17 protein-coding genes and 2 pseudogenes are annotated in these 24638 nt (G+C 42.8%); 8 read left to right on the plus strand and 11 right to left on the minus strand.

Annotation, left to right across the window (positions count from 1 at the left end):
- Window positions 1–129 precede the first annotated feature (129 nt).
- The 3 genes from FHG64_RS15015 to FHG64_RS15025 all read left to right on the plus strand — a co-directional run bounded on the left by FHG64_RS15015 (window position 130) and on the right by FHG64_RS15025 (window position 2964).
- On the plus strand, window positions 130–381 hold the full coding sequence (locus FHG64_RS15015; protein WP_139067172.1) for a ribbon-helix-helix domain-containing protein: 252 nt from the start codon (window positions 130–132) through the stop codon (window positions 379–381).
- Window positions 368–649 carry a type II toxin-antitoxin system RelE/ParE family toxin gene (locus FHG64_RS15020; protein ID WP_139067173.1) on the plus strand — a complete coding sequence of 94 codons (282 nt, stop codon included), beginning with the start codon at window positions 368–370 and terminating at the stop codon, window positions 647–649. The genes FHG64_RS15015 and FHG64_RS15020 overlap by 14 nt, the downstream gene beginning before the upstream one ends.
- 1547 nt (window positions 650–2196) lie before the next feature.
- Complete coding sequence (locus FHG64_RS15025) at window positions 2197–2964, plus strand: CDP-alcohol phosphatidyltransferase family protein (RefSeq protein ID WP_139067174.1); 768 nt, start codon at window positions 2197–2199, stop codon at window positions 2962–2964.
- Between the two features lie 458 nt (window positions 2965–3422).
- Here FHG64_RS15025 and lptB read toward each other — a convergent pair whose 3' ends face one another.
- The 5 genes and pseudogenes from lptB to FHG64_RS15055 form a co-directional block, all read right to left on the minus strand.
- Complete coding sequence (lptB, locus tag FHG64_RS15030) at window positions 3423–4163, minus strand: LPS export ABC transporter ATP-binding protein (protein ID WP_139067175.1); 741 nt, start codon at window positions 4161–4163, stop codon at window positions 3423–3425.
- A 259-nt stretch (window positions 4164–4422) separates the two neighbouring features.
- Window positions 4423–4785: a four helix bundle protein gene (locus tag FHG64_RS15035; protein ID WP_139067176.1), complete on the minus strand. Its 363-nt coding sequence runs from the start codon at window positions 4783–4785 to the stop codon at window positions 4423–4425.
- Between the two features lie 229 nt (window positions 4786–5014).
- A pseudogene (locus FHG64_RS15045) lies at window positions 5015–5367 on the minus strand (carboxymuconolactone decarboxylase family protein).
- 1 nt (window position 5368) lies between these two features.
- Window positions 5369–6211 (minus strand): twin-arginine translocase subunit TatC, encoded by an 843-nt coding sequence (gene tatC / locus FHG64_RS15050; protein ID WP_139067177.1) that lies wholly within the window; start codon window positions 6209–6211, stop codon window positions 5369–5371.
- Window positions 6211–7176: a KpsF/GutQ family sugar-phosphate isomerase gene (locus tag FHG64_RS15055; protein ID WP_139067178.1), complete on the minus strand. Its 966-nt coding sequence runs from the start codon at window positions 7174–7176 to the stop codon at window positions 6211–6213. Before FHG64_RS15055 ends, tatC begins: the two co-directional genes overlap by 1 nt.
- An 83-nt stretch (window positions 7177–7259) precedes the next feature.
- On the opposite strand from FHG64_RS15055, the gene recQ reads away from it, so the two are divergent.
- Window positions 7260–9458, plus strand: coding sequence for a DNA helicase RecQ (gene recQ / locus FHG64_RS15060; RefSeq protein WP_139067179.1), 2199 nt, complete (start codon window positions 7260–7262; stop codon window positions 9456–9458).
- Between the two features lie 960 nt (window positions 9459–10418).
- A complete protein-coding gene (locus FHG64_RS15065) occupies window positions 10419–11351 on the plus strand; it encodes a peptidylprolyl isomerase (protein WP_139067180.1) in 933 nt (310 codons plus the stop codon).
- A 345-nt stretch (window positions 11352–11696) separates the two neighbouring features.
- Here FHG64_RS15065 and FHG64_RS15070 read toward each other — a convergent pair whose 3' ends face one another.
- Together FHG64_RS15070 and FHG64_RS15075 are read right to left on the minus strand one after the other, a co-directional pair.
- Window positions 11697–12410 carry a peroxiredoxin gene (locus tag FHG64_RS15070; RefSeq protein WP_246054138.1) on the minus strand — a complete coding sequence of 238 codons (714 nt, stop codon included), beginning with the start codon at window positions 12408–12410 and terminating at the stop codon, window positions 11697–11699.
- Between the two features lie 459 nt (window positions 12411–12869).
- Window positions 12870–13424, minus strand: a pseudogene (locus FHG64_RS15075) (thioredoxin family protein); the annotation flags it as partial.
- A 697-nt stretch (window positions 13425–14121) separates the two neighbouring features.
- Here FHG64_RS15075 and FHG64_RS15080 point away from each other — a divergent pair.
- Window positions 14122–14607 (plus strand): Mpo1 family 2-hydroxy fatty acid dioxygenase, encoded by a 486-nt coding sequence (locus tag FHG64_RS15080; protein ID WP_139067182.1) that lies wholly within the window; start codon window positions 14122–14124, stop codon window positions 14605–14607.
- A gap of 196 nt (window positions 14608–14803) precedes the next feature.
- Here the strand turns inward: FHG64_RS15080 and FHG64_RS15085 are convergent, their stop codons facing one another.
- Complete coding sequence (locus FHG64_RS15085; RefSeq protein WP_139067183.1) at window positions 14804–16027, minus strand: IS4 family transposase; 1224 nt, start codon at window positions 16025–16027, stop codon at window positions 14804–14806.
- A gap of 132 nt (window positions 16028–16159) precedes the next feature.
- On the opposite strand from FHG64_RS15085, the gene FHG64_RS15090 reads away from it, so the two are divergent.
- Both FHG64_RS15090 and FHG64_RS15095 read left to right on the plus strand, forming a co-directional pair.
- Entirely contained in the window at window positions 16160–16492 is a 333-nt protein-coding gene (locus FHG64_RS15090) for a tRNA-binding protein (RefSeq protein WP_139067184.1), read from the plus strand.
- Window positions 16493–17123: 631 nt separating this feature from the next.
- Window positions 17124–19292, plus strand: coding sequence for a TonB-dependent receptor (locus FHG64_RS15095; RefSeq protein WP_139067185.1), 2169 nt, complete (start codon window positions 17124–17126; stop codon window positions 19290–19292).
- A gap of 448 nt (window positions 19293–19740) precedes the next feature.
- Here the strand turns inward: FHG64_RS15095 and FHG64_RS15100 are convergent, their stop codons facing one another.
- From FHG64_RS15100 to FHG64_RS15110, 3 genes are all read right to left on the minus strand, one after another.
- The gene (locus FHG64_RS15100) at window positions 19741–22254 is read right to left on the minus strand and encodes a M14 family metallopeptidase (protein ID WP_139067186.1); all 2514 of its coding nucleotides are present in this window, start codon (window positions 22252–22254) and stop codon (window positions 19741–19743) included.
- Window positions 22255–22336: 82 nt separating this feature from the next.
- Window positions 22337–22717 (minus strand): PUR family DNA/RNA-binding protein, encoded by a 381-nt coding sequence (locus FHG64_RS15105; RefSeq protein ID WP_139067187.1) that lies wholly within the window; start codon window positions 22715–22717, stop codon window positions 22337–22339.
- 73 nt (window positions 22718–22790) lie between these two features.
- Entirely contained in the window at window positions 22791–24548 is a 1758-nt protein-coding gene (locus FHG64_RS15110) for an ABC transporter ATP-binding protein (protein ID WP_139067188.1), read from the minus strand.
- Window positions 24549–24638: the final 90 nt, after the last annotated feature.

Here is a 24638-nt window from a genome sequence, read left to right on the forward strand (position 1 = left end):
TTTGTCTCTCCTCTTACCAAGATTATATTATTTCGAAAATCTTGTCCAGTCTCTAGACTCTAGCCTCTAGATTCTCTTTGCGACTGGTGCAATATTGGTGTATATTTACATCTATAAAATTTTAAAATTATGGCACGACAAAGCATCACCCTCACAAAACCTAATGATAAATGGTTAAAAGAGCAGCTTAGCACTGAAGAATATACCAGTAAAAGTGAGCTTATTAATGATTTAATAAGGCGTGCACGGGAAAAGCAAGAAGAACTGGATTTTTTACGAGCTGAACTGATAAAAGGAGAACAGAGTGGTTTTACAAAATTGACTCAGGAAGAGATTCTAGCCCAGTCAAAAGCCGATTTGCGAAGGAATGGCAAATTATAAAATTAGTGAAGCTGCGAAAATTGATTTAATAAGAATTCATCAATACGGCGTCATCCATTTCGGCGAAGATCAGGCCGATAAATATTATAATGCATTTTTTGAGCAATTTGAAAAGATAGCCAAACAGCCTTTTTTATACCCGACAGTAGACTTTATTCGTCCTGGATACAGAAGGTGCGTTCTGGGAGTGGATAGTATATATTTTCTTGTCAAAGATGGATCTGTTGAAATTATTCGGATTATTGGTCGACAGGATTTCGCGGAATGAAATAATTAGAGTTTCTTGTTTTTGTTGTATGTTTTCTGTTTTCCATTGGAGAGTGGGAGTCTAATTCTCTTTTTTCGAGGTTAGTTGTATTTAACCACGGAGTTCTGCACGGAGGACCACGGAGTTAAATCTCTTCACTTCGAGTGTTTTTTCCTACAGCGAAAGCGGAAGGAAAAAATGTATCGAGAGGTGCTAAGGAGTTCAGAATTTTATTTTAATCTGAAATCTTTTCTTGTAACAACCTTTCCAAACTCGAGCCTCTCTTTTCCTATCGGGAATAATCTTCCTCACGAGGGTTCTCGATACAAATTTTTTCTCCCTGCCGGTCCAAAAAATTCACTCGAACTGACGATTCGTTGTTTTATAGGTAGTTCGTTACTTTTAATACTACGCCGTCACTTCGAGTGTTTTTTTCTGTAGCGAAAGCGGAAGGAAAAAATGTATCGAGAAGTCTATGGAGTTACAGGCGTCCTGCCCGGAATTTAGGATTTCATCTTATCTCATAATTTCTGAAATAGTATAAAGCGCCCTCTCCACCGTCACCCTGAATTTATTTCAGGGTCTGATGGTTAGAACAGGGGGGCAGTCAAAGGCCGGTGCTGGTAATGAACTGCAGGTGAGAATGGGTGGAGTGTGAGGGTGATCATCAGTATAAGATGTTAGATGCTGAAACGAGTTCAGCATGACGTGACGAGAGTAAATATGACAAGTAGTTAAAAGCGGGCTGACTGGAATTTAGAATCTAATTTAATAATATATGATAAAGCGTCCCCCTCCGCCGTCACCCTGAATTTATTTCAGGGTCTAATGGGTTAGAACAGAGGGACAGGCGATGGCCGTTGCCGGTCCTCAACGGCAGGTGAGAATGGGTGGAGTGTGAGGGTGATCATCAGTATAAAATGTTAGATGCTGAAACGAGTTACGTAATCTATATTTCTTCCATTATCTAGGCGAGTTTATCGGCAATTCATAGGACCGCTTGTTCTTTTTTGCATCGCCCAAAAAAGAACCAAAAAAGTCTAGGCTTACGAAAGCTTATCTAAATTTATCATTCGGTGGCTAAATTTTAGGAACTCGCGAGCAAATCCATTCTAGCGAGTTTAATCCTTTTCGCTCAAACAGCCTAAAATTTTTAACGCCCCACTCATTTCAAATTTTACGATAAACTTTCGTAGGCCGGGAAAGACCTTCTAACAAAAAGCTGACTCGAAGTGATAATTCTCCTTCGTCATTACCTCACGCTAATAAAATATTTTATCCGGGTTTCAGCATGACGTTACGAGAGTAGGTATGACTGGGAGTTACGATTATTCGGCCTGAAATTAGAATTTTCTCTCTTCTTCTCTTGGATCTTGATTCTTGTCTCTTGATTCTTGTCAAAATATGGTGCCTTGGAAACTCCCGGTCCAGACTCTAGACGCCAGATGCTAGACTTCAGCCTCCAGATTCCTTTCCAACTCCCTCATCTCCAGCCCCACAACCATCATCTCAATTCTCATATCTCAATTCTCATATCTAATCCCTATTTTTACAAAAAAACTTAACCAATGGCCATAAAAAGACAGATCCCGAATATCATTACCATGCTCAACCTGCTCTGCGGAGCCATTGCTGCTATTTTTGCGGTACAGGGAAATCTTATTATGGCTGCCCTGTTCGTGGGACTGGGGATCTTCTTCGATTTTTTCGACGGACTCGCAGCCAGGGCGCTGGATGTTAAAAGCGAACTGGGATTGCAACTGGATTCCCTGGCCGATATGGTCACCAGCGGACTCGTACCCGGGATCGTAATGTTCCAGCTGCTGCAGCGTGCTCTTCCCGGGGGTGGAGCCACCATATCTGAGTGGCAGGCCAGCGGGGTGTGGTTCGAATGGAATTTCCCGACCCTGGCACTCATCGGACTCTTTATCGCCGCAGCTTCCGGCTACCGACTTGCAAAATTCAACATTGACGACCGCCAAACAGATTCTTTTATAGGCCTCCCAACCCCGGCCAACGCTTTACTTATATTGAGCTTACCACTTATTCTTGCCTTCCAGCCACATCCGTGGGCGGTAGAAATCATTCTGAATGAGTGGTTCCTTATCATCCTCACCTTCATAAGCTGCTATATGCTCAACGCCGAGATCCCACTTTTCGCCCTTAAATTATCCGACTGGTCCTTTAAGAAAAACAAACTCCGATATTTCTTTATCGCCTATTGCCTGTTGATGATCATCATCTTCCAGTTCATCGCGATCCCGCTTATTATTTTGAGCTATGTGGTGGTGTCTTTGGTATTTCCGGAAAGGAAGGAAGAGGTTAGGCAGTTGTGAGTTGTCGGTTGTCGGTTGTCAGTTGAAAAAAGTTGTAGGTTGTAGGTTGTATGTTGTAGGTTGAAAAAATGTAAATAAGGAATAGCAATTGAAAATTTTCTGAAGTACCAGGCCTACCCTGGCTTAACCACAGAGTTAACGGAGTACGGCCCAGAGTTTCACGGGGTTTTCAATAGTGGAGAGAAGAGAGTTGGGAGAGGATAGTCGTGACTGGTAAAAAGAAGGTCAAAAATTTTGTCTTGTCTCTTGACTCTTGTTTCTTGACTCTCCAATCATACTCCGTGGAACTCCTTTTCAAACTCCTCAAAACTCCGTGGTTAAATTACAATTAGCCTCGAAAATACCCTTAATTGGACAATTCAGCAAAATCCAACACCAAACACCAAACACGAAACACCAAACGGTAAACAGTAAACCGAAAACAGTAAACCCTTCTAACGACTAAAGACTAACGACTATTATTCAAAAATCTTCTTCTTCCTCAGCTCAAAATTCTGCCCTAAATAAACCTTCCGCACCATTTGATCTGCGGCGAGTTCTTCGGGGACTCCGTGTTTCAGGATGGCTCCTTCGAACATAAGATAGGTTCTGTCGGTAATCGCGAGGGTTTCCTGTACGTTATGATCGGTAATGAGAATACCGATGTTCTTATTTTTCAGCTGGGCAACGATACGCTGAATGTCCTCCACCGCCACGGGATCCACCCCGGCAAAGGGCTCATCCAACAGGATAAAATGCGGATCGGTAGCCAGGGCACGGGCGATCTCCGTTCGTCGCCGCTCCCCTCCACTCAAAAGGTCTCCGCGATTTTTCCTAATATGTCCTAATCCGAATTCATCAATCAACGACTCCATTTTATCCACCCGCTCTTTTTTGGAAAGCTTGGTAAGTTCGAGCACGCTCATAATATTATCCTCGATACTCAGCTTCCGGAAGACCGAAGCCTCCTGCGCCAGGTATCCAATCCCGTATTGTGCACGTTTATACATCGGGAATTTGGTGATGTTTTCTTTGTCAAGGTAGATCTTTCCACCGTTAGGCTTTATAAGCCCCACGATCATATAGAAAGAAGTGGTCTTCCCGGCACCATTAGGCCCCAGCAATCCCACGATCTCCCCCTGGTTAACTTCCACAGAGATCCCTTTTACTACTTCTCTTCCTTTGTATGATTTTACTAAGTTTTCGGCGTATAGTTTCATGAATATAGTTGTGAGGCTAATTTAAGGTTTTTAGGACAATTTGTGTGCCAGATCAAATGTTGTAGGTTTCTCTATTACCGGTTGTATTTCTTGTTTATCATATTTTGGGTAATGAGATGATTTTTCGTTTTTGAGGTTGTAGGTTGTATGTTGTAGGGGTGTTAATCAATTTGATTCGCTCTATCAGTTAAAAAGGAAAATTTTCTTTCAATTGGAAATTTTTTAACTCTTCCTTCTCCAGCCTCAGATTATTTATACATTAAGACTTCCAGTTCTTTTCCACGTATTGGCTAAAGGAATGTATTTTAGCTCCCAGCCTTTCATATTTAGTTTTTAATTCGTCTATTCCTTCCAGCTGATACAGTTCACTTATCATTTCGAGTTGAGAGGTGCATTCAAGCAAGGATGCCTGGGAGTAAGTAAGAAATTTTAGAAAATCCTGTTTATAAACTCTTCTGCCATAACCTTCCACGATGGCGTCCTTAACTCCCTTGGAAGATCTTCGCACCTGGCTGCCCTGTTCATAAAGTTCAAATTTCGGTAGTTTTAGTGATAGCTTATGAACCTCAATTGCATATTCAAATGCCAAATTATAAATGTCCAGGTCTTTGTAACTTTTCATTACTATCTTTTTTAAGAATTTTGAATTGTAATTAAATAATTCGCGTAGCGAATTTCACCCAACCTACAACCTACAACCTACAACCTACAACCTACAACCTACAACCTACAACCTACAACCTACAACCTACAACCTACAACCTACAACCTACAACCTACAACCTACAACCTACAACCTACAACCTACAACCTACAACCGTTTGAATTCCAATTATAATTTGAAACTCCCATTACTCTTTCACATCCTGCTCTTCCAACTCCTCCCAAAATTCATACGCTCTACGAAGGTGCGGGATCACAATCGTCCCCCAACCAACGTCGCTATTCCTAACGCCTCAGTAACTTCTTCCTTTGTCAATCCTTCCTTGTAGGAGGTTTCCAGGTGATATTTAATGCAATCGTCACAACGTAAAACTGTAGAGGCTACCAGGCCTAAAAGTTCTTTTGTTTTTACGTCAAGGGCACCGGGTGCAAAGGCGTTGGTGTCCAGGTTAAAGATGCGTTTGATGATCTTGTTATTATCCTTAAGGATCTTATCGTTCATACGCGCGCGGTATGAATTGAATTCTTCTACTTGGTTCATATTATTTTTTTCTTATTTCGGTTCTTCGCAATTTTTTTTCTTCTCTTTTAAAAACTATTTTGGAGATGATGATACTTACTTCATAGAGTATCAACACCGGGATTGCCACGATGATCTGGCTTACGATGTCGGGAGGCGTAATGATCGCACTCAGGATCAGGACGATCACCAGGGCATATTTTCGGTATTTAATAAGGAAATCGGGGGTAACGATGCCCACTTTTGTGAGGAAATACATAATGATGGGCAATTCGAAAATAATTCCGCTGGCGATGACAGATGCCCGCACCAGGCTAATGTAACTGGCGAGATCAAAATCGTTGAAAACGTCGTCGCTCACCTGGTACTTTCCGAGGAAATTAATGGAAAGAGGTGTTACCACGTAGTATCCAAAAAGAACTCCTAAAAAGAATAATACCGAAGAGATTAGGATAAATCCGCGGGCATTTTTCTTCTCATTATCCTTCATCGCGGGGGCCACGAACTTCCAGAATTCATAGATCACATATGGAAAGGAGATGATAAAACCGGCCGTAATGGCCACCCATACGTGGGCAGAGAACTGGCCGCCCATGGTCCTGGATTGTATCCTGAAGGGCATTTCGTCAAAACAGAAGCCGCCATCAATACCCATAGCGGTAGAGATCCTGCAAAGGATATCATAGGTCCAGAAATCGGCATAACGGGGACCAAAGAGTAGCACATCAAAGATAAAACCCTTGGCCAGGAAAGCTATGAAGCCGGCAATCACAATTGCCAGGGTTGCTCTTATAAGGTGCCATCGCAGGTCTTCCAGGTGGTCCAGAAAGGACATTTCATCATGTGGGGTCTTAGCTTTTGCCATTATAGAATTCCTTCTCTTATAAGATTATGTATATGTACCACTCCCGCATATTTCCCGTCCTCTTCAGCAATAAGCTGGGAGATCTTGTTCTTTTCCAGCATCTCGAGGGCATCGATAGCCAGGGAATCCTGCTCAATGGTCTTTGGGTTCTTGCTCATAATATCGGCAGCAGTGAGATGAATGAATTCATCATTGTTGCGCAACATCCTGCGTATATCCCCATCTGTCACTATACCTATTATTTTATCATTTTCGAGCACCGCAGTTACCCCAAGCATTTTTTCTGAAATTTCCACGATCACATCCCTCACATTAGTCGTGGGGCTCACCTGTGGTTTCATATTTTGGGATGTGATGTCGCTCACTCTTAAATAAAGTTTTTTTCCAAGGGCCCCGCCGGGATGGTATTTTGCAAAATCCCTGCTGGAGAAACCTTTGAGGTCCAGTAAACAAATTGCAAGAGCATCTCCCATTACCAGTTGTGCCGTCGTGCTGGTGGTTGGTGCCAGGTTATTTGGGCAGGCCTCTTTCTCTACATACGTATTTAATACAAAATCAGATTGCTGGCCGAGGAAAGAATCTTTATTCCCGGTGATGGCGATGATCCTGTTCTTAAAATTTTTGATGAGGGGCACCAGGACTTTTATCTCGGGAGTGTTACCGCTTTTGGAGATACATATCACCACATCATCCTCCAGGATACTTCCAAGGTCCCCATGAATAGCATCGGCCGCATGCATAAAGACTGCAGGGGTGCCGGTGGAGTTTAGCGTGGCCACGATTTTATTGGCAATTATGGCACTTTTCCCAATCCCGGTAATAATTACCCTTCCTTTTGAGTTATATATATATTGAACCGCCTGTGCAAACTCAGGTGTTAGTAAATTTGTAAGATTTGCAATGGCTTTTGCTTCAATGGAAATAGTATCTTTTGCTACTGCGAGGATTTTTTCTTCCAGTTTCAAATTTGTAAAATTATGAATGGTGAATACTAAAGAAATATGTATCTTTATTAGTGCAAATGTATGTAAAATTGTAACACAATTGAATGGGTCCTACCGAAATCGATTTACACCAGCAGCTTAAAAAATACTTTGGATTCAGCCAGTTTAAAGGGCTTCAGGAGCAGGTAATTACCAGTATAGTCAAAGGGAATAACACTTTTGTTGTAATGCCAACAGGGGGAGGGAAATCCCTGTGTTACCAGCTTCCTGCACTTATACAGGATGGCACTGCCATTGTTGTCTCTCCACTTATTGCCCTTATGAAGAACCAGGTTGATGCCATACGTGGTATTTCTTCGGAACATGGGGTGGCCCATGTGCTTAATTCCAGTTTGAACAAATCTGAAGTGAAGCAGGTAAAGGAAGATATTACCAACGGGATCACCAAATTGCTTTATGTAGCTCCTGAAAGTCTTACCAAGGAGGAGAATGTAGAATTCCTGCGCAGTGTAAAAGTATCTTTTATGGCTGTAGATGAGGCCCACTGTATAAGTGAATGGGGACACGACTTCAGGCCGGAATACAGGAATCTTAGACATATTATTAAACGAATAGGTGATGATATTCCAATCATTGGCTTAACGGCTACTGCCACCCCCAAGGTGCAGGAAGATATCCTGAAGAACCTGGGGATCACAGATGCCAATACCTTCAAGGCCAGTTTCAACAGGCCTAACCTGTATTATGAAATAAGGCCTAAGACCAAGAATGTTGATGCAGATATTATTCGGTTTGTGAAGCAGAATTCAGGTAAGTCCGGAATTATTTACTGCCTTAGCCGTAAGCGGGTGGAGGAACTTGCGCAGACGCTGCAGGTCAATGGGATTTCTGCCGTGCCGTATCACGCGGGGCTGGATGCCAAGACCCGGGTGAAGCACCAGGATATGTTCATTATGGAAGATGTGGATGTGGTGGTGGCTACCATCGCCTTTGGCATGGGGATTGACAAGCCAGATGTTCGCTTTGTAATTCACCATGACATTCCAAAGAGCCTGGAAAGCTATTACCAGGAAACCGGTCGTGCAGGAAGAGATGGGGGTGAAGGGCATTGTCTTGCGTTCTATTCCTATAAAGACATAGAGAAGCTTGAGAAGTTCATGAGCGGCAAGCCCGTGGCAGAGCAGGAAATAGGCCATGCCCTGCTGCAGGAAGTTGTGGCGTATGCAGAGACTTCTATTTCCCGCCGTAAATTCCTTCTGCATTATTTTGGGGAAGAATTTGATGAGGAGACCGGGGAAGGTGCTTCTATGGATGATAACGTTCGCAACCCAAAGAAAAAGCATGAAGCCAGGCAAGATGTGGAGCTATTGCTTAAGACTATTAAAGAAACCAATCAGATCTATAAATCCAAGGACGTGGTCCATACCCTTACCGGGAAAGCCACGGCGATCATACTTTCTCATAAGACAGATGAGCACCCACTCTTCGGGAAAGGGAAAGATAAAGATAACAAATACTGGATGGCGTTAATTCGCCAGGTGCTGGTAGCGGGAATGCTGCGGAAGGATATAGAAACCTACGGAGTTGTTCGTCTTACTGAAAAAGGAGAGGAGTACCTGAAGGATCCGCAGTCGTTCATGATGACTGAAGACCATATCTTTGACAGTACGACTGAAGGAGTAGTGACCCAGGCAAAATCGGCCGGAGGCGGTGTGGATGAGGAGCTGGTAAAAATGCTGAAGGAGCTTCGTAAAAAAGTAGCCAAAAAACAGGGGGTGCCGCCATTTGTGGTTTTCCAGGATCCCAGTATTCAGGATATGGCCCTCAAATATCCTATGACCATCCCCGAGCTGGGGAATATCTTTGGTGTGGGAGAGGGAAAAGCCAAAAAATTTGGAAAGGAATTCGTAGAGCTTATAAGCCGATATGTTGAGGATAATGACATTGTAAGGCCAGATGACCTTGTGGTTAAATCCACAGGTGCCAACAGTGCCCTGAAATTATATATTATCCAGAATATAGACCGCAAACTTCCGCTGGATGACATCGCATCTGCCAAAGGAATGGAAATGCCCGAGTTCATCAAGGAAATGGAAGCCATCGTTTACAGTGGTACAAAGCTGAACATCGATTACTGGCTGGATGAGATCCTGGACGAGGACCAGCAGGAAGAGATCCACGATTATTTCCTGGAAGCACAAACCGATAAAATCGAAGAAGCCCTGGAAGAATTCGACGGCGATTACGACGACGAGGAGCTAAGGCTGTACAGGATAAAGTTTATTAGTGAGGTGGCGAATTAAAAGTTGTAGGTTGTAGGTTGTAGGTTGTAGGTTGAAAAAGTTGTCGGTTGTCGGTTAAAAAAAGTGGAGAAGTGGAGAGTGGAGGGAGGATAGTCAGGACGTGGTAAAAGTTATGAGTTATGCGTTATGTGCAAAAACTCCGTGAAACTCCTTTTTAACCTCTCCCCACTCCGTGGTTAAACATAAAAATAGCCTCGAAAAAATAAGAATCATTCAACTCAGCAAGATCTAACCCCAAACAGAAAACGGTAAACGGAAAACTGAAAACCCTTCTAACGACTAAAGACTAACGACTAAACAAACTCCGTGAAACTCCTTTTTTTAAACTCATTTTAAACTCTGTGGTTAAATACGATTAACCTCGAAAAAAGTAGAATTGGTCAACTTTCCCTAGGTCAAACAGCAAACGGTAAACGGTAAACGGAAAACCCTTCTAACGACTACAGGCTAACGATTCAAACAAACTCCGTGAAACTCCTTTTTTTAAACTCATTTTAAACTCTGTGGTTAAATACGATTAAACTCGAAAAAAGTAGAATTGGTCAACTTTGCAAGGTCCAACACCAAACACCAAACACCAAACCCCAAACAAATTCCAGGCACCAAATTCCAAATTCCAAAAAGAAAACGGAAAACTGCAAACGGTAAACGGTAAACGGAAAACCTTTCTAACGACTACAGGCTAACGGTTCAAACAAACTCCGTGAAACTCCTTTTTTTAAACTCATTTTAAACTCTGTGGTTAAATACGATTAACCTCGAAAAAAGTAGAATTGGTCAACTTTTCATAGGTCAAACAGCAAACGGTAAACGGTAAACGGTAAACGGAAAACAGAAAACAGTAAACGGAAAACAGAAAACCCCAAACAACAAACCCCAACGTTCCACTAACGCCTAACGACTAAAGACTAACGACTAAAAAAAAACTATCTTTGCACCCTCAAACCAAAAACAAGCATTATGCAAGAAGGATTATATGCTAAATTTCACACCTCAAAAGGTGAAATACTTGTAGCACTGGAATACGAAAAAACCCCGGGAACAGTTGGGAACTTTGTAGGTTTAGCTGAAGGGAACCTGGAGAACAAAGCCATCCCACAGGGGAAACCATATTACGACGGACTTAAATTTCACCGTGTGATCCCCGATTTCATGATACAGGGAGGAGATCCTAAAGGAAACGGTACCGGCGGACCAGGGTACAACTTTGAAGATGAGATGCATCCTGAGCTTAAGCATGATACACCCGGAAAACTTTCCATGGCCAATGCCGGGCCGGGCACCAATGGGAGTCAGTTTTTTATTACCCATACGGCTACTCCATGGCTTGACGGGAAGCACACGGTTTTTGGAAGTGTGGTAGAAGGTCAGGACGTGGTAGATGCCATTAAGCAGGGTGATAAGATCGAGAAATTAGAGATCATAAGAGAAGGAGAAGCTGCAGAGAACTTCAATGCGGTTGAGGAATTCCGCAAGTTCAATGGTGCAAAGTCCGAAAGGGAAGCAGCAGCGAAAAAGCAGCAGGAAGAACTTATGGGAGAACTTTCACAGGGCTTCGAAAAGACTTCCAGTGGTCTTAGATACAAAATAGAACAAAAAGGCGACGGACCCAAAGCAGAAAAAGGGCAAACCGTTTCTGTTCACTATAAAGGAATGCTTCCTGACGGGTCGGTTTTTGACTCTTCGTATAAGAGGAATCAGCCAATAGATTTTCCATTAGGGAAAGGGCACGTGATCTCAGGTTGGGATGAAGGTATCCAGTTATTGAATGTAGGAGACCAGGCCAGATTTGTGATCCCGTCACATTTGGCATACGGAGAACGCGGTGCAGGAGGAGTGATCCCTCCAAACGCTACACTTATCTTTGATGTGGAGCTGGTAGCGGTAAAATAATCCCCCCAGCCCCCGAAGGGGGAGTAAAGAATGGGGAGTTATAATATGAATATAAAAACCTGCTGTTTGGCAGGTTTTTTTGTGCGGTTTCTTTGGGAAATTTATCTAAAGAATGACAATTGAACTCTTGAAGAAAACCTCACAGGTTTCAAAAAACCTGTGAGGTTTAGCTCGTCTAAGTAAGTATAAATAGAGTTCTAAAGCGCTTCTCCTCCCGCAGCTTCTCAACTCTAACTACTCCATTCATCCTCCGCCAGAGATCCTTAGTCACGCCGAAAAGGCGCTCCGCAGGATGACAATAGGGCGTGTGGTTCCCCCTTCGGGGGTTAGGGGATTGCCAGGGGGCTATTCCCTAAACCCTTTCGGAAATATCTTACTTGCTTCATCACCAGATTTGCCTGAAGCTTGCGGCTGTCCATTGCGCCCCTCGGGTTGCGGAGTCATTCGCAGGTAAGGTTTGATTTCCTTAAAGCCTTTCGGAAACATATTCTTTGCATCCTCATTGGAGATCGATGGGCTTATTACCACATCTTCCCCATGTTTCCAGTTCGCGGGAGTTGCTACTTTGTGATTTAGGGTTAGTTGCAGGGAGTCTATTACCCGAAGTAATTCCTCAAAATTCCGTCCCGTACTGGCAGGGTAGGTGATCATAAGTTTGATGGTCTTATCCGGCCCTATCACATAAACCGATCTTACTGTAAGGGTATCATCGGCGTTCGGGTGGATCATATCATAAAGATCTGATACTTTCCTGTCTTCATCGGCTATAATCGGGAAATTCACCGTGGTATTCTGCGTTTCGTTGATGTCCTTGATCCAGTCTTTATGGGATTCCACACCATCTACACTCAGGGCCATCATCTTCACATCCCGCTTTTCAAACTCGTCCTTGTATTTGGCAGCCGCGCCAAGCTCGGTGGTGCACACCGGGGTGTAATCTGCCGGGTGGGAAAAGAGGATTCCCCAGCTGTCTCCCAGGTAATCGTAGAAATTGATCTTTCCTTCTGAAGTTTCCGCATCGAAATTCGGCGCCTTGTCTCCTAATCTTAATGTGCTCATAGCTATGATTTTAAATGAACTTAAAATTAAGGAATACAGGGTTTTATGACGTTAATTGTTTCAGAAAGTTAGAAATTAGTATTGAGATATGAGTATTGAGTATTGAGATTTGAATGGGAATGGATTAGCCTCCTAAGAACTGGAGTTTATAGTTTGGGGTTTGTTGTTGTATGGAGTTGGATTTTTGCTGAGTTGAATGATCCTCTTATTTTCGAGGCTAATTGTTATTTAACCACGGAGTTCATGGAGGTAAAATGGGAGTTTAACGGAGTTTTTTAAGCTGCTAGTCTTTAGAAAATTTCAGAATTCTCCGTTTAATGATCGCCGTTTACTGTTCTCCGTTTACTGTTTTCGGTTTACCGTTTGTCTGTTTTGGAATTTGGTGCATGGAATTTTATTTGACTTCATAACTCCTACCTCATAACTCCTAAGTTTTCTCTCCCCCTTTGGGGGCCGGGGGCTCTGCCACTTAATATTACACCCAATACTCGGTTTTTGATGTGCCTGGACCTTTCGATTATTTAGAACGGAATCCAGGGCTTCACGAAGGTCTCTGCCGTTAACGGGAATGCCGTTGCCGGGGCGGGAGTCGTCGAGTTGGCCGCGGTAGATGAGTTTCAGGTCGGAATCGAAAAGGTAAAAGTCGGGAGTGCAGGCCGCGTCATAGGCTTTGGCCACTTCCTGGGTGCTGTCGTACAGGTAAGGAAATGGGAAGTGGTGTTTCCGCGCCACTTTCCACATAAGGTCGGGGTGATCATCGGGATAATTTTCAACGTCATTGCTCATAATAGCTACAAAGCCAAATCCCAGGACCCGATAATCATTTGCCACCCTTACTATTTCCTCATTTACGTGCTTCACAAAGGGGCAGTGGTTACAAATGAACATGATCACGGTGCCTTTTTCACCTCTTAGGTCTTCAAGGCTGCACCTCTGGTTGGTAATTGCATCTATCAATTCAAAATCAGGAGCCTTAGTTCCCAGCGGAAGCATATTAGAAGGTGTTCTTGCCATTTTTATTCAATTTTCTGAATCCTGAATTTACAAATTTACACCGGAATAGCGGCAATTTTGTATATTGGATGTGTTTCTGAGAAACAAGAAACAAGAAACAAGAGAAGAGAGAAGAGAGAAGAGAATCTGGAATCTAGAGTCTGGAATCTGGACCTGGTGTTGTATAGCGAGAAAATCTTTGAGATTTTAAGGGAAAAGAAAAAACGGTATTGTATATAGTATCATTTATGGCAGGATAAACTTATATGTTAAGTGAAGAGAATAGGTAAAGTAAAGGAGAGAATTCATACCTTTAAAAGGTCCTGACTATCCTCTTTCCACTCTCCACTTTTCCACTTTTTTAACCTACAACTGATAAGAATCAAGAAACAAGAAACAAGAAACAAGAGAAGAGAAGAGAGAATAGAAAAAAGAATCTGAAATTTAGAGTATGGAAGCTGAATTTTTGATTGCGTTGCAACATTTTGGAATTTAAAGTGAACAGGAAAATTGAATTGCAGAAAGTGCCATGTATAATAGGACAGGCTTTTAGGTTAAGTGAAGAGAACAATGTAAAGGAAAGGATTTATACTTTTAAAGGTCCTGACTCTCCTCTTTCCACTCTCCACTCTCCACTTTCCACTTTCAACCTACAACCTACAACCTACAACTTATAACCGACAACCGACAACTGACAACCGATAACCGCCAACCGAATATGAAACCACTAAACCAATGGTTCGCAGAATATGCTGTAAGCCACCAGAACGAGACTAACAAGGCTATACATTACATTTGTGTGCCTGCCATTTTCTTTTCTATTGTAGGATTGCTAATGAGCATCCCGCCGGGATTTCTGGCAAATATTTTTCCGGGTTCCGTGCCAATGCTGGAGAATTGGGCTGTAGTTGTGCTCATTCCGGTGATGATATTTTACTTCAGGCTGCAGGTGCAAATGGCTCTTAAGGTGTTAATTTTTGCTGTGCTTTGTATAGTGGGGAATTATTATATATCACTGGTCGCGCCTTTGTGGCTGGTTTCGATTATCATTTTTGCGGTTGCCTGGGTAGGTCAGTTCTATGGGCATAAAGTAGAAGGCAAAAAACCTTCTTTTTTAAAAGACCTGCAATTCCTGCTAATTGGTCCCGCCTGGGTGATTGATAATCTGTTCAGTAAAAAAAAGAGTCTGGAATCTAGAGTCTAGAGGCTAGATTTAATTATAGATACCGAGAAATCATTTGGATTTGCTGGAAATTTAATAATCTCCAAAATTCCACCAATCTTTAACTCCTAACTCCTAACTTCTAACTCCTAACTCACTGGCGTCCGGTAAAAATAGTATTTCCTGATTTAATCTTAATAAACCTTGATTCTACCTCACTTCGATTTTTATTTTCAATCTATGGGGGCCCTAGATCAAAAAGATTAGGTGCAAGCTGTATATTTTTAGGATAAATGTTAGGATCTGCTGATTTTAAAAGTAAGTCTGTAACTCTCACATAATTCATTAAATGAAGTCTAAATAGCCCGCAAATCACCGAATAAGATAATCTACAACGTCGCGACCCTTTTCGAGCTATTTGGACCAGTAAATCTGCTATAAGTGCACACCAGATTTGAATACGTATTGCATTCTCATTATCGCCAATAAAGCTGGTGATCTTGAGGTTTTGCTTGAGTCTTTTAAATAAAAGTTCAATTTGCCATCGCTGCTTGTATATTTCTGCAATAGTGCAGGCAGCCAGCTGCATATCATTGGTAATAAATTCAATTTCCCGTTGCTCTTTGTTATCATAAAACTTTATAATGCGGCATTTTACTTTTTGTTTTTGTTGGCTATGCCCTAATTCTGCTCTACAGTCTCCCAATATGCCATATTGCTCATCCTCCTTAGTTAAGAGGTTATAATTCCCCCAAGTTACTTTGCATCTTTTGTGCAGTCGGCTTACAAAACTGACATCGTTTTTACTCCAATGAATAAATAAACCAAAATTTAAGTATGCCTTATCAAAAACTACAATAGTCTGTGCAGGAAGTTTTTTAAATCGGGGCATAAAATTTTTATCATTTTCCGCTGCCTTAGTAATCATTATTAAGGAAGGAACCTGTTCTTTTAGCCACATTCCTGTATGTATTTTGACACCTCCTTTACGCCTCCCATTGGCCATAGCGTTACCACAGGCCTTCATTATATTCTTGAATAACGTAACAGTGGTAGAGTCAACCAAAAACAGCCTAGAGAGCCATTTTTCATTTTTAGGTATATTGCTGTCCGAGAAAAAACGATAGTGCTGCTTATATATGCTTATAAAGGTTTTTTCAAACAACTCAGAACACCGGCGCATATTAGCATCACTCACGGTGCTTCTGCATGGCATAGAACTCATTCCTAAATGTTTTAAACTTTGATTATGTGCTGCTAAACCAGAGCATAACTCACGTAGTCCGCCAACATTCTCAATAACCGCAAACAACATACAGACCAGGTGATCCCAGGATGTAAATCGTTTGGTATAGCGATCTGTACCTAATTGGCCAACTAAACGGTTAAAATTGCGTCGGGGAATAAAAGATAACAGCTGTCCGAGAACTGGCATTCCAGAATTTCTTGTAATTTTGTCCATAATGTCCGCTTTAAGTGGAACCTTTAAAGGGAGTCTGGGGTCGAAAACGAGGACTCCCTTTTTCCATGGTATTAAGGTAGGATTTAATTTGGTTTACCGGACGCCAGTGACTCCTAACTCATAACTAGAACCATGCTCTCCTGGAACGAATTTGAAAAAGTAGAAATGCGAATAGGAACCATCATCAAGGTAGAGGATTTTCCCGAAGCCCGGAATCCCGCTTACAAGCTGCATATTGATTTTGGAGCCGAACTGGGCATCAGGAAATCTTCAGCACAGATCACCACCCGGTATAAAAAGGAGGACCTTCTAAACCGGCAGGTCGTAGCGGTTGTAAACTTTCCGAAGAAACAAATCGCAACTTTCATGAGTGAATGCCTGGTGCTTGGAGCTGTTGGGCCTGATAATGACATCGTACTGCTTAATCCTGACTTTCCGGTGGAGAACGGGTTAAGGGTAGGGTAGTAGTTAGTATTGAGTATTTAGTATTGAGAAGTGAGATTAGTTCCTGCTTATTTGAACGACTTTTCTTTTTTCGAGACTAATCGTCTCTTTAACCACGTAGTTTTAAGGAGTTTAAAAAGGAGTTTCACGGAGTTTTTTATTCCATACTTTTGAGCTAATCGTATTTGGGGTTTGGAATTTGGGAATTGGAATTTGCTTGGTGATGGGATTGTGCTAAACTTTACAATTCTGATTTTTTCGAGGCTAATTGTAATTTAACCACGAAGTTTTAAGGAGTTTAAAAAGGAGTTTCCTGGAGTTGTTTTTCGTTAGTAAGGTTTCTTGGTGCATTCCGTTTTTATAACCCGTCCCGACTTTCCACTCTCCACTTTTTTTTGAATTTACAACCTACACAACCTAAACCTACAACCTCCAACCTCCAACCTACAACCTACAACCTACAACCTACAACCTACAACCTAACTGACAACCGATAACCGACAACCGACAACTGACAACCGATAACCGACAACCGACAACCGACAACCGATAACCGACAACCGGCAACAGCAATAGTGACACACAATCTCATAATTCTTAGGTAGAGTGGCAGGAGGTTCTTAATTTTGGGAAAATTAAATCTTATTCTCAGATGCTGAAAAATTTCCTTTTCCTGTTCCTTGCTTTCACTTCAACGCTGGTATATAGCCAAAATACCTTTCGGGCAGAGATCAGGGATGCAGAAAATAATACTCCATTACTTGGGGCCAATGTAGCAGTAAGTGCAACAACTATGGGAGCTACTGCCAATGAAGATGGCGTAGTGGTAATTGAGAATTTGCCTGATGGTACCTATACTATCCAAATAAGTTTCCTTGGTTATGAAGATGAAGAGCTGGTAGTAGAATTTCCTGAAGATCATAACAGGTTATTTCAAATATCCCTGCAGCCGGGAGGGGAGGAGATGGAGGAGGTGATCATTGCCGCTACCCGTTCCCGCCGCACCATTGTTGATCTTCCCACGCGGGTGGAGGTTATAAGCGGGGAGGAGCTGGAGGAGAAAGGTAATATGAAACCCGGCGATATCCGGATGTTGCTTAATGAGACTACAGGGATACAAACCCAGCAAACATCTGCCACCTCCTATAATTCGAGTATCAGGATCCACGGACTGGAGGGGAAATACACTCAACTGCTTAAGGATGGATTCCCATTATACTCCGGATTTTCAGGTGGATTGAGCCTTCTTCAAATCGTGCCGCTGGACCTGCAACAGGTGGAGGTGATCAAGGGCTCTTCATCTACTCTATATGGAGAGGGGGCTATTGCGGGATTGGTGAACCTGGTTTCCCGTACCCCGGGAGAGGAGAGAAAACTCAACCTCCTGCTTAACGGAACTTCTGCCCTGGGGCTGGATGTGAGTGGATTTTATTCAGAAAAATACGGCAAACTGGGAGCTAATGTTTTTGCGTCCTATAATCTAGGATCCCCCTATGACCCTTCAGATGTTGGCTTTACCGCAATCCCTGAATTCAGGAGATACACCATCAACCCTCGCCTGTTCTATGATTTCAATGAGCGCACCAGCCTTGACATTGGGGTTAACACCGTAATTGAGGAGCGCATTGGTGGGGATATTGATTTTATTGAAGGCAGGCAGGTGCAGGACCCGTATTTTGAAAAGAATAATACCGAAAGGATCACCACCCGAGCCTCCCTGAGCACCAATTTTGAAAATGGTTCTTATCTAAATATAAAAAACAGTTTTAGCTTTTTTGATCGAAGGATCGAAATTGCTGATTATGTTTTTAGCGGGAAACAGTTTGCGTCCTTCAACGAAGCTACTTATCATTTTGGCAATCCCGACCTGGAATGGATAATAGGCGCCAACCTGTGGGTGGATAGCTTTGACCAGGAGGAGAATGTGAATTCCAGGGTAGTGGATTACAATTACATTACCACCGGCGCATTTCTTCAAAACACCTGGAAGATCACAGAGATCCTTAGTCTGGAATCGGGTTTAAGGACAGATTATCACAATGAATTTGGATTGTTTGTACTTCCAAGATTCTCTGCCATGGCCAATTTTAACTCCAACTGGACCGCGAGAGTGGGAGGAGGGTTTGGTTACAAAACCCCCACTGTATTTACCGAGGATGCAGAGCGCAGACAGTTCAGGAATGTGCTGCCGCTGGATGTGGAAAATACAGAGGCTGAAAGATCCATTGGAGGGAACCTGGATGTAAATTATCGCAACAGCATACTGGGAACTATCGATTTTACAGGGAACCTGCTCTTCTTTTATACAAAGGTTGATGACCCCGTTATCCTGGTAAATACTTTCCCTTATACATTTGAATACCTGCAGCCGGATGGGTTTATTGATACCAGGGGGATCGAGGCAAATTTCACATTTGGTTATGCCGATTTCAAATTATTCACCGGCTATACGCTGGCAGATGTCAACAGGCACTATAACGGCATCAAAACAGAAATGCCCCTGGTCGCAACTCACCGGCTGAATAATGTCCTGATGTATGAGGTAGAGGAGAAGTGGAAGATAGGCTTGGAAGGATATTACTTCAGTCCGCAAAAGCTAAGCGACGGCACAACCGGGCAGGAATACTGGATCTTTGGGTTGATGATGGAAAGGTTATGGGAAAATTTCTCTCTTTTCCTCAATTTCGAAAACTTCACCGATACGCGTCAAACCCGCTTCGACAGTATCTATTCCGGCTCAAGATCCAATCCGCAGTTCAGGGATATCTATGCTCCTGTAGATGGGTTTGTGGTGAATGGAGGGGTGAAGATCAAGCTTTGAGATTAGTCGTTAGTCTTTAGTCGTTAGTCGTTAGAAAGGTTTACTGTTTTCTGTTTGCCGTTTTCCGTTTACCGTTTCGTTTGGTGTTTCGTGTTTGTTGATTGGTGTTTGGTGTTTGGTGTTTGGTGTTGGATTTTGCTGAATTGTACAATTAAGGGTATTTGCGAGGCTAATTGTAATTTAACCACGGAGTTTTGAGGAGTTTTAAAGGGGGTTCCACGGAGTTTGAAAAATACCATAAAAGAAGGTCCGGGCTTGCCCGGACCTTATAAATTTTACATTTAAACTTTATAATTCCACGAATTAAAAAGACATATAACACGTGCCGACTATCCACTTTCCACTTTCCACTCTCCACTTTTTTCAACCTACAACCTACAACACTTTAGTCTAACAGCGTAGCGGTCTAACATCTAACATCTAGCAGCGGCAGCGGTCTTTTTTTCACCTACATATGCTCCCCAAAGAAGATCGCATTCATAAGCAACTTATTAGTTCCAAACCAAAATGCCCGGAAGTTTGTATTATCTGTAAACAGGATAACCTGACCACTGCCTAGATTGGTCTTTTTGAAGGGAACGGTGTTGGCGATCAACTCCAGGTTAGGCTTGCTTATGTATCCGCTTAATAATGGATTCTCTGTGTACTGTAACGGGTTGTTGTAGCTGGTGGAATCGGCTTCTATGAAAATGGTTGTATCCCTGAACAGGGCTATTTTATCATCCTTATAACCAAAATTCACAGGGTGTGATCTGTCCTGTTTTGCCTGGAAGATCGCTCCTCCAATGCCCTGTGCCCCTCTAAAGTCTCTCGCCTGCTCAAAAGTGACATTTTCTGCTTTGACTTCATTCTTCTTAAGCTCCATCTTCATGAACTCGTTGCTCCTGAACCAGTTGGCGGTATTTTTATATCCTATTAAGGTTCCTCCATTGCGAACCCAGGTTTTAAGTTTGTCTGCCTCACTTTTACCAAGAGCACCACCCCAGCTGTTGGGAAGGATGATAGCCGTATAGGAACTAAGGTCGGCACGATTGAAATTACGTGTGTCCAGTTTAGTGATCTTCATGTCGTAACGTTGATCAAACAGGTGCCAGATCTCTCCGGCATCATAAGGGGTGATCCCGTCTCCCACGATCATTGCAACCTTTTGAGGTTCCAATGGCCTGAATTTATTGCTTCCCAGGGTTATCCCGCTAGTGAGGCCGGTAGTTACTGCATTGATCTCCACTCCGGTTTCTTCAGCCACTGTTTTGAGTAACTCAAAGATCTCGTTTGCATCCAGTTCCTGATTTTGAACTGGAATAAGTATGGTGCCATAGTCATAAGATTTGTTTCCGCTGGCAAAGGGTTGCATAGCCACAGTTGCCCGCAGGTCCTTTTCCAGGATCATATTAAGGGCTTTTGGTGCATAATAGTTATGCCACTCCATAAGGTAAGCGTATTCGCTGCGGGCAGGGGCAGTGACCGTTGGTTTTGCCGGCTCTTCTATCCTTTCGCCTGCATTGCGTATGTTGACCTCCTCCTGGAAATCCAGGTTGAAGGCAAGGGGGAAGGTCCAGGCAGAGATGTCATAGAAAAGGCTGTCCTGGAAACTGGTCCTTTTTTCGAACATAGCCTCTACAAGTCGGTGTTGCCTCTGATTTTTAGGAACGATATAGGCCGCCCCTTTTTTATAGTTCTTGCCATTGGATTCAAAATCCCCGGCAACCTCATGAACTTCAATTTGCTGGCGTCTTAATATATCTGCCAGGTGCCAGGCGGTGGCGGGATCTTTGGAATTTCCAAAGACATAGGCGCCTTTTCCTGTCGACTTGCGTGCATTTTCATAAAAATCGCGCTGGAAATTAAGGATCTTTTCCCTCATACCCACTGCAGCTTCCAGGGTGGAAAGTGCGGTAGTAAATTGATTTCTTATAGTGAATGGGAAGGTGAGGAGCCCGTTATTGGTTTCCTGCACATGCCCGCGGGAACTTCCCTGTTCAAAGAGAATTCCTATGCTTCCGTTAATATCAGGGAAGGTGGAACCTTTTCCGTAGTAAAAATCATCGTAATCCTCTTCAGTATAATAAAGGGAACCAATTTTATCCAGTGCAGCGGCGTGGTAGGTGCCAATCTCTTTGGTAAGATCCTGGTTCATTTGCGGCGTAAGCGGGTGAGTCCTTGAAGGTATCCCCGGCTGGAAAAAGAACGAGGAGTTGGAGCCCATCTCGTGATGATCTGTCAGGATATTTGGATGCCATTTATGAAAAGTCTCTATTCGCGCACGGGATTCAGGTAATTGTGCCGGCAGCCAGTCCCGGTTCATATCAAACCAGTAGTGGTTGGTCCTGCCACCCGGCCATACTTCGCTGAATTCCCTGTCCTGCGGGTCCGGATTTAGGTTGTGGCTCCTGTTGGTGTTGGCCCAATATGCAAAACGCTGTAACCCGTCCGGATTAAAAGAAGGATCAAAGAGGATAATGGTATTCTCAAGAAGTTCATCAATTTTTGGGCCCTGTCCTGCTGCAAGATAGTAGGCTGCAAGAAGAGCGGCGTTGGAACCACTGGCCTCATTCCCGTGAATGGAGAACCCCTGGTTCACCACGATGGGCATATTGGCTGTGTTCAGGCTGCCGCTGTTTTCCCGGGTAAGTTTCAGGTGGTCCTGGCGTATTTGCTCCAGGTTGCTATGATTTTCAGGCGAAGTGATGGTAAGAAGGATTAGCGGCCTTCCTTCATAGGTCTTTCCCCGGGTTTCCAGAGTGATTCGCGGAGATTCTTCAGCTAAAGTCCGCATATAGGAAAGCAGCAGGTCGTGGGTCACATGCCACTCGCCGGGTATATATCCCAGCACTTCCTGGGGTTTTGTAATGTTCTCATCATACGAAATGTCCTGCGGGAGGTAATAACTAAGGTCCAGGTCATCCTGGGAATAGGCCTGCAGCGAAAGAAGCAGCAGGAGGGGGTAAAAGAAATATTTCATAGGGTAATTTACTTTGGTGCCACAAGATAAAAAAACCGCCCCAAATTAATGGAGCGGTTTAAAAGTAATTTTGTTTACCAGATTATATGTCGTCAAAACTAATATCGGTAAATTTTTTGGGTGAAGTTTCGCCGGCGGTTTCCACCTCTGCTTCTTCATATTCCTTTTTGAAATCTTTTTGGTGTCTTTCGCTAATTACTTCCTCGCCTTTTTCCTCAACAATATAGTTGGTCATTTCGCTAAGGATCTCTGTAAAGCCTTCGAAGTCCTCCTTATACAAATAGATTTTATGTTTTTTGTAATGAAAAGATCCATCTGCATTTGTAAATTTTTTACTCTCAGTAATAGTGAGGTAGTAGTCATCGGCTTTGGTGGCTCTTACATCAAAGAAATAAGTGCGTCGTCCTGCTCGTAATACTTTAGAGAAAATTTCATCTTTCTCCATCATTCCATTTTCACTCATAAAATAATTCTTAAATAGTTGTTTCTAGTAATATTCAAAAATCTAAAAATTTTTAACATTTCGCAACAAATTTTCACATTTCTTTTTCGCTTAGTTGCTTAGCATAAAGTTCTTTGTAGTACCCTGTCGCCTGAATGAGTTGCTGGTGGGAGCCTTCCTGAACGATTTGGCCGTTTTCAAGGATAATAATTTTATCGGCATTTTTGGCTGAAGATATCCTGCTGCTTACCAAAATAGTGGTTTTGTATTGAGAAATTTTAAACAGGTTCCCCAGGATCTCTTCTTCTGTCTCTGTATCTACTGCTGAGAGTGAATCGTCCAGCAAGAGGATTTGCGGATCATGAATGATGGCTCGGGCTATAGATACCCTTTGTTTTTGTCCGCCCGAAAGCGTGATTCCCCGTTCCCCCAGGACAGTATCATAGCCTTTGCTGAAGCCAACAATATTCCGGTGGACTGAAGCATTTTTGGCAGCTTCGATCACTTCTTCATCTGATGCATTGGTCTTCCCAAAACGAATATTATTTTTTATGGAATCGCTGAAGAGGAAGGCATCCTGCGGCACATAGCCAATACCGTTACGTAAATCATCGAGGTTGAGATCCTGCACATCCTTTCCGTCAATTAAAATTTCCCCTTCTTCAACATCATATAATCTTCCAATTAATTCCAGAATGGTAGATTTTCCTGAACCTGTTTTTCCTATAATCGCCAGGGTCTCTCCTTTTTTAACTTTGAAGGAAACATTCCGCAGGGCTGTAATATTTGTGTCCTCATAGGTAAAGCTCACATTCCTGAATTCTATTTCACCTTCTATAGGTGTATTCTCCGGCTGCAGATTTTTTATTTGCGGCTCTTCCTTTAAGAATTCATTGATCCGGGCCTGGGAAGCTTCTGCCTGTTGAATAATACTTGTCACCCAGCCCACGGTAGCCACGGGCCAGGTAAGCATATTTACATACAAAAGGAACTCCACGATGATCCCAATATTTTCGATTTCCCCTGAGATCACCTGCCGGCCCCCAATAAAGATCACAAGAGTATTACTAACGCCAATCAACAATACCATAAGCGGAAAAAAGAAAGCCTGTACCTTCACCAGGTCCAGGTTCTTATCCCTGCTGCCGTTGGAAAGTTCTTCAAAATTGTTGTTGGTCATTGGCTCAAGGCCATAACTTTTGATCACCGAGATACCACTAAAACTCTCCTGTGTGAAGGTGTTAAGTTTTGAGAGGTACTGCTGCACGATAGTGCTTCGCTGGTGTATGGCCACACTAAGCTTGTATATCGCAAAGGATAAGATGGGTAAAGGTGCTACCGTATAAAGGGTCAACATGGGCGCCGTACTTACCATATACCAAATCACCACTACAAAAAGGGTGAGGGTGGTAACACTATACATAATGGCAGGCCCAAGGTACATCCTGACCTTTGAGACATCCTCGCTTATACGGTTCATAAGGTCTCCTGTACGGTTCTTTTTATAGAAGTTAAGTGACAGCCGCTGGTATTGCTCATACACTTCATTTTTGAGGTCATATTCCATATGCCGGGAAACCACAATAAAGGTCTGTCTCATAAGGAAGGTGAAGAATGCAGCAATTAGGTTGGCGCCAATTATAAGCATGATGTAATAGGAGAGCTGGGACTGGAACTCATCTGCACTATACATTCCCTCATTGACGTAATTCTTAATAAGGTTGGTGGAATCTCCTATAAATTGGACCGGGTATAACGCAAAGATCCTGGCCACTATGGTTATAATAAAGCCAAGGATCAATTTCCATTTATATTTATAAAAATATTTATTTAAGTGTCTTAATTCCTTCATATGTCATTATTGCCGAATTCTCATTTTAAGAGAGTAATTAAGCGGGGAAAATAAAATATTCATTATTTTTGCAACCTGATTTTTACAATA

Source organism: Antarcticibacterium flavum (genome assembly GCF_006159205.1).
GTDB classification, from domain to species: Bacteria; Bacteroidota; Bacteroidia; order Flavobacteriales; family Flavobacteriaceae; genus Gillisia; species Gillisia flava.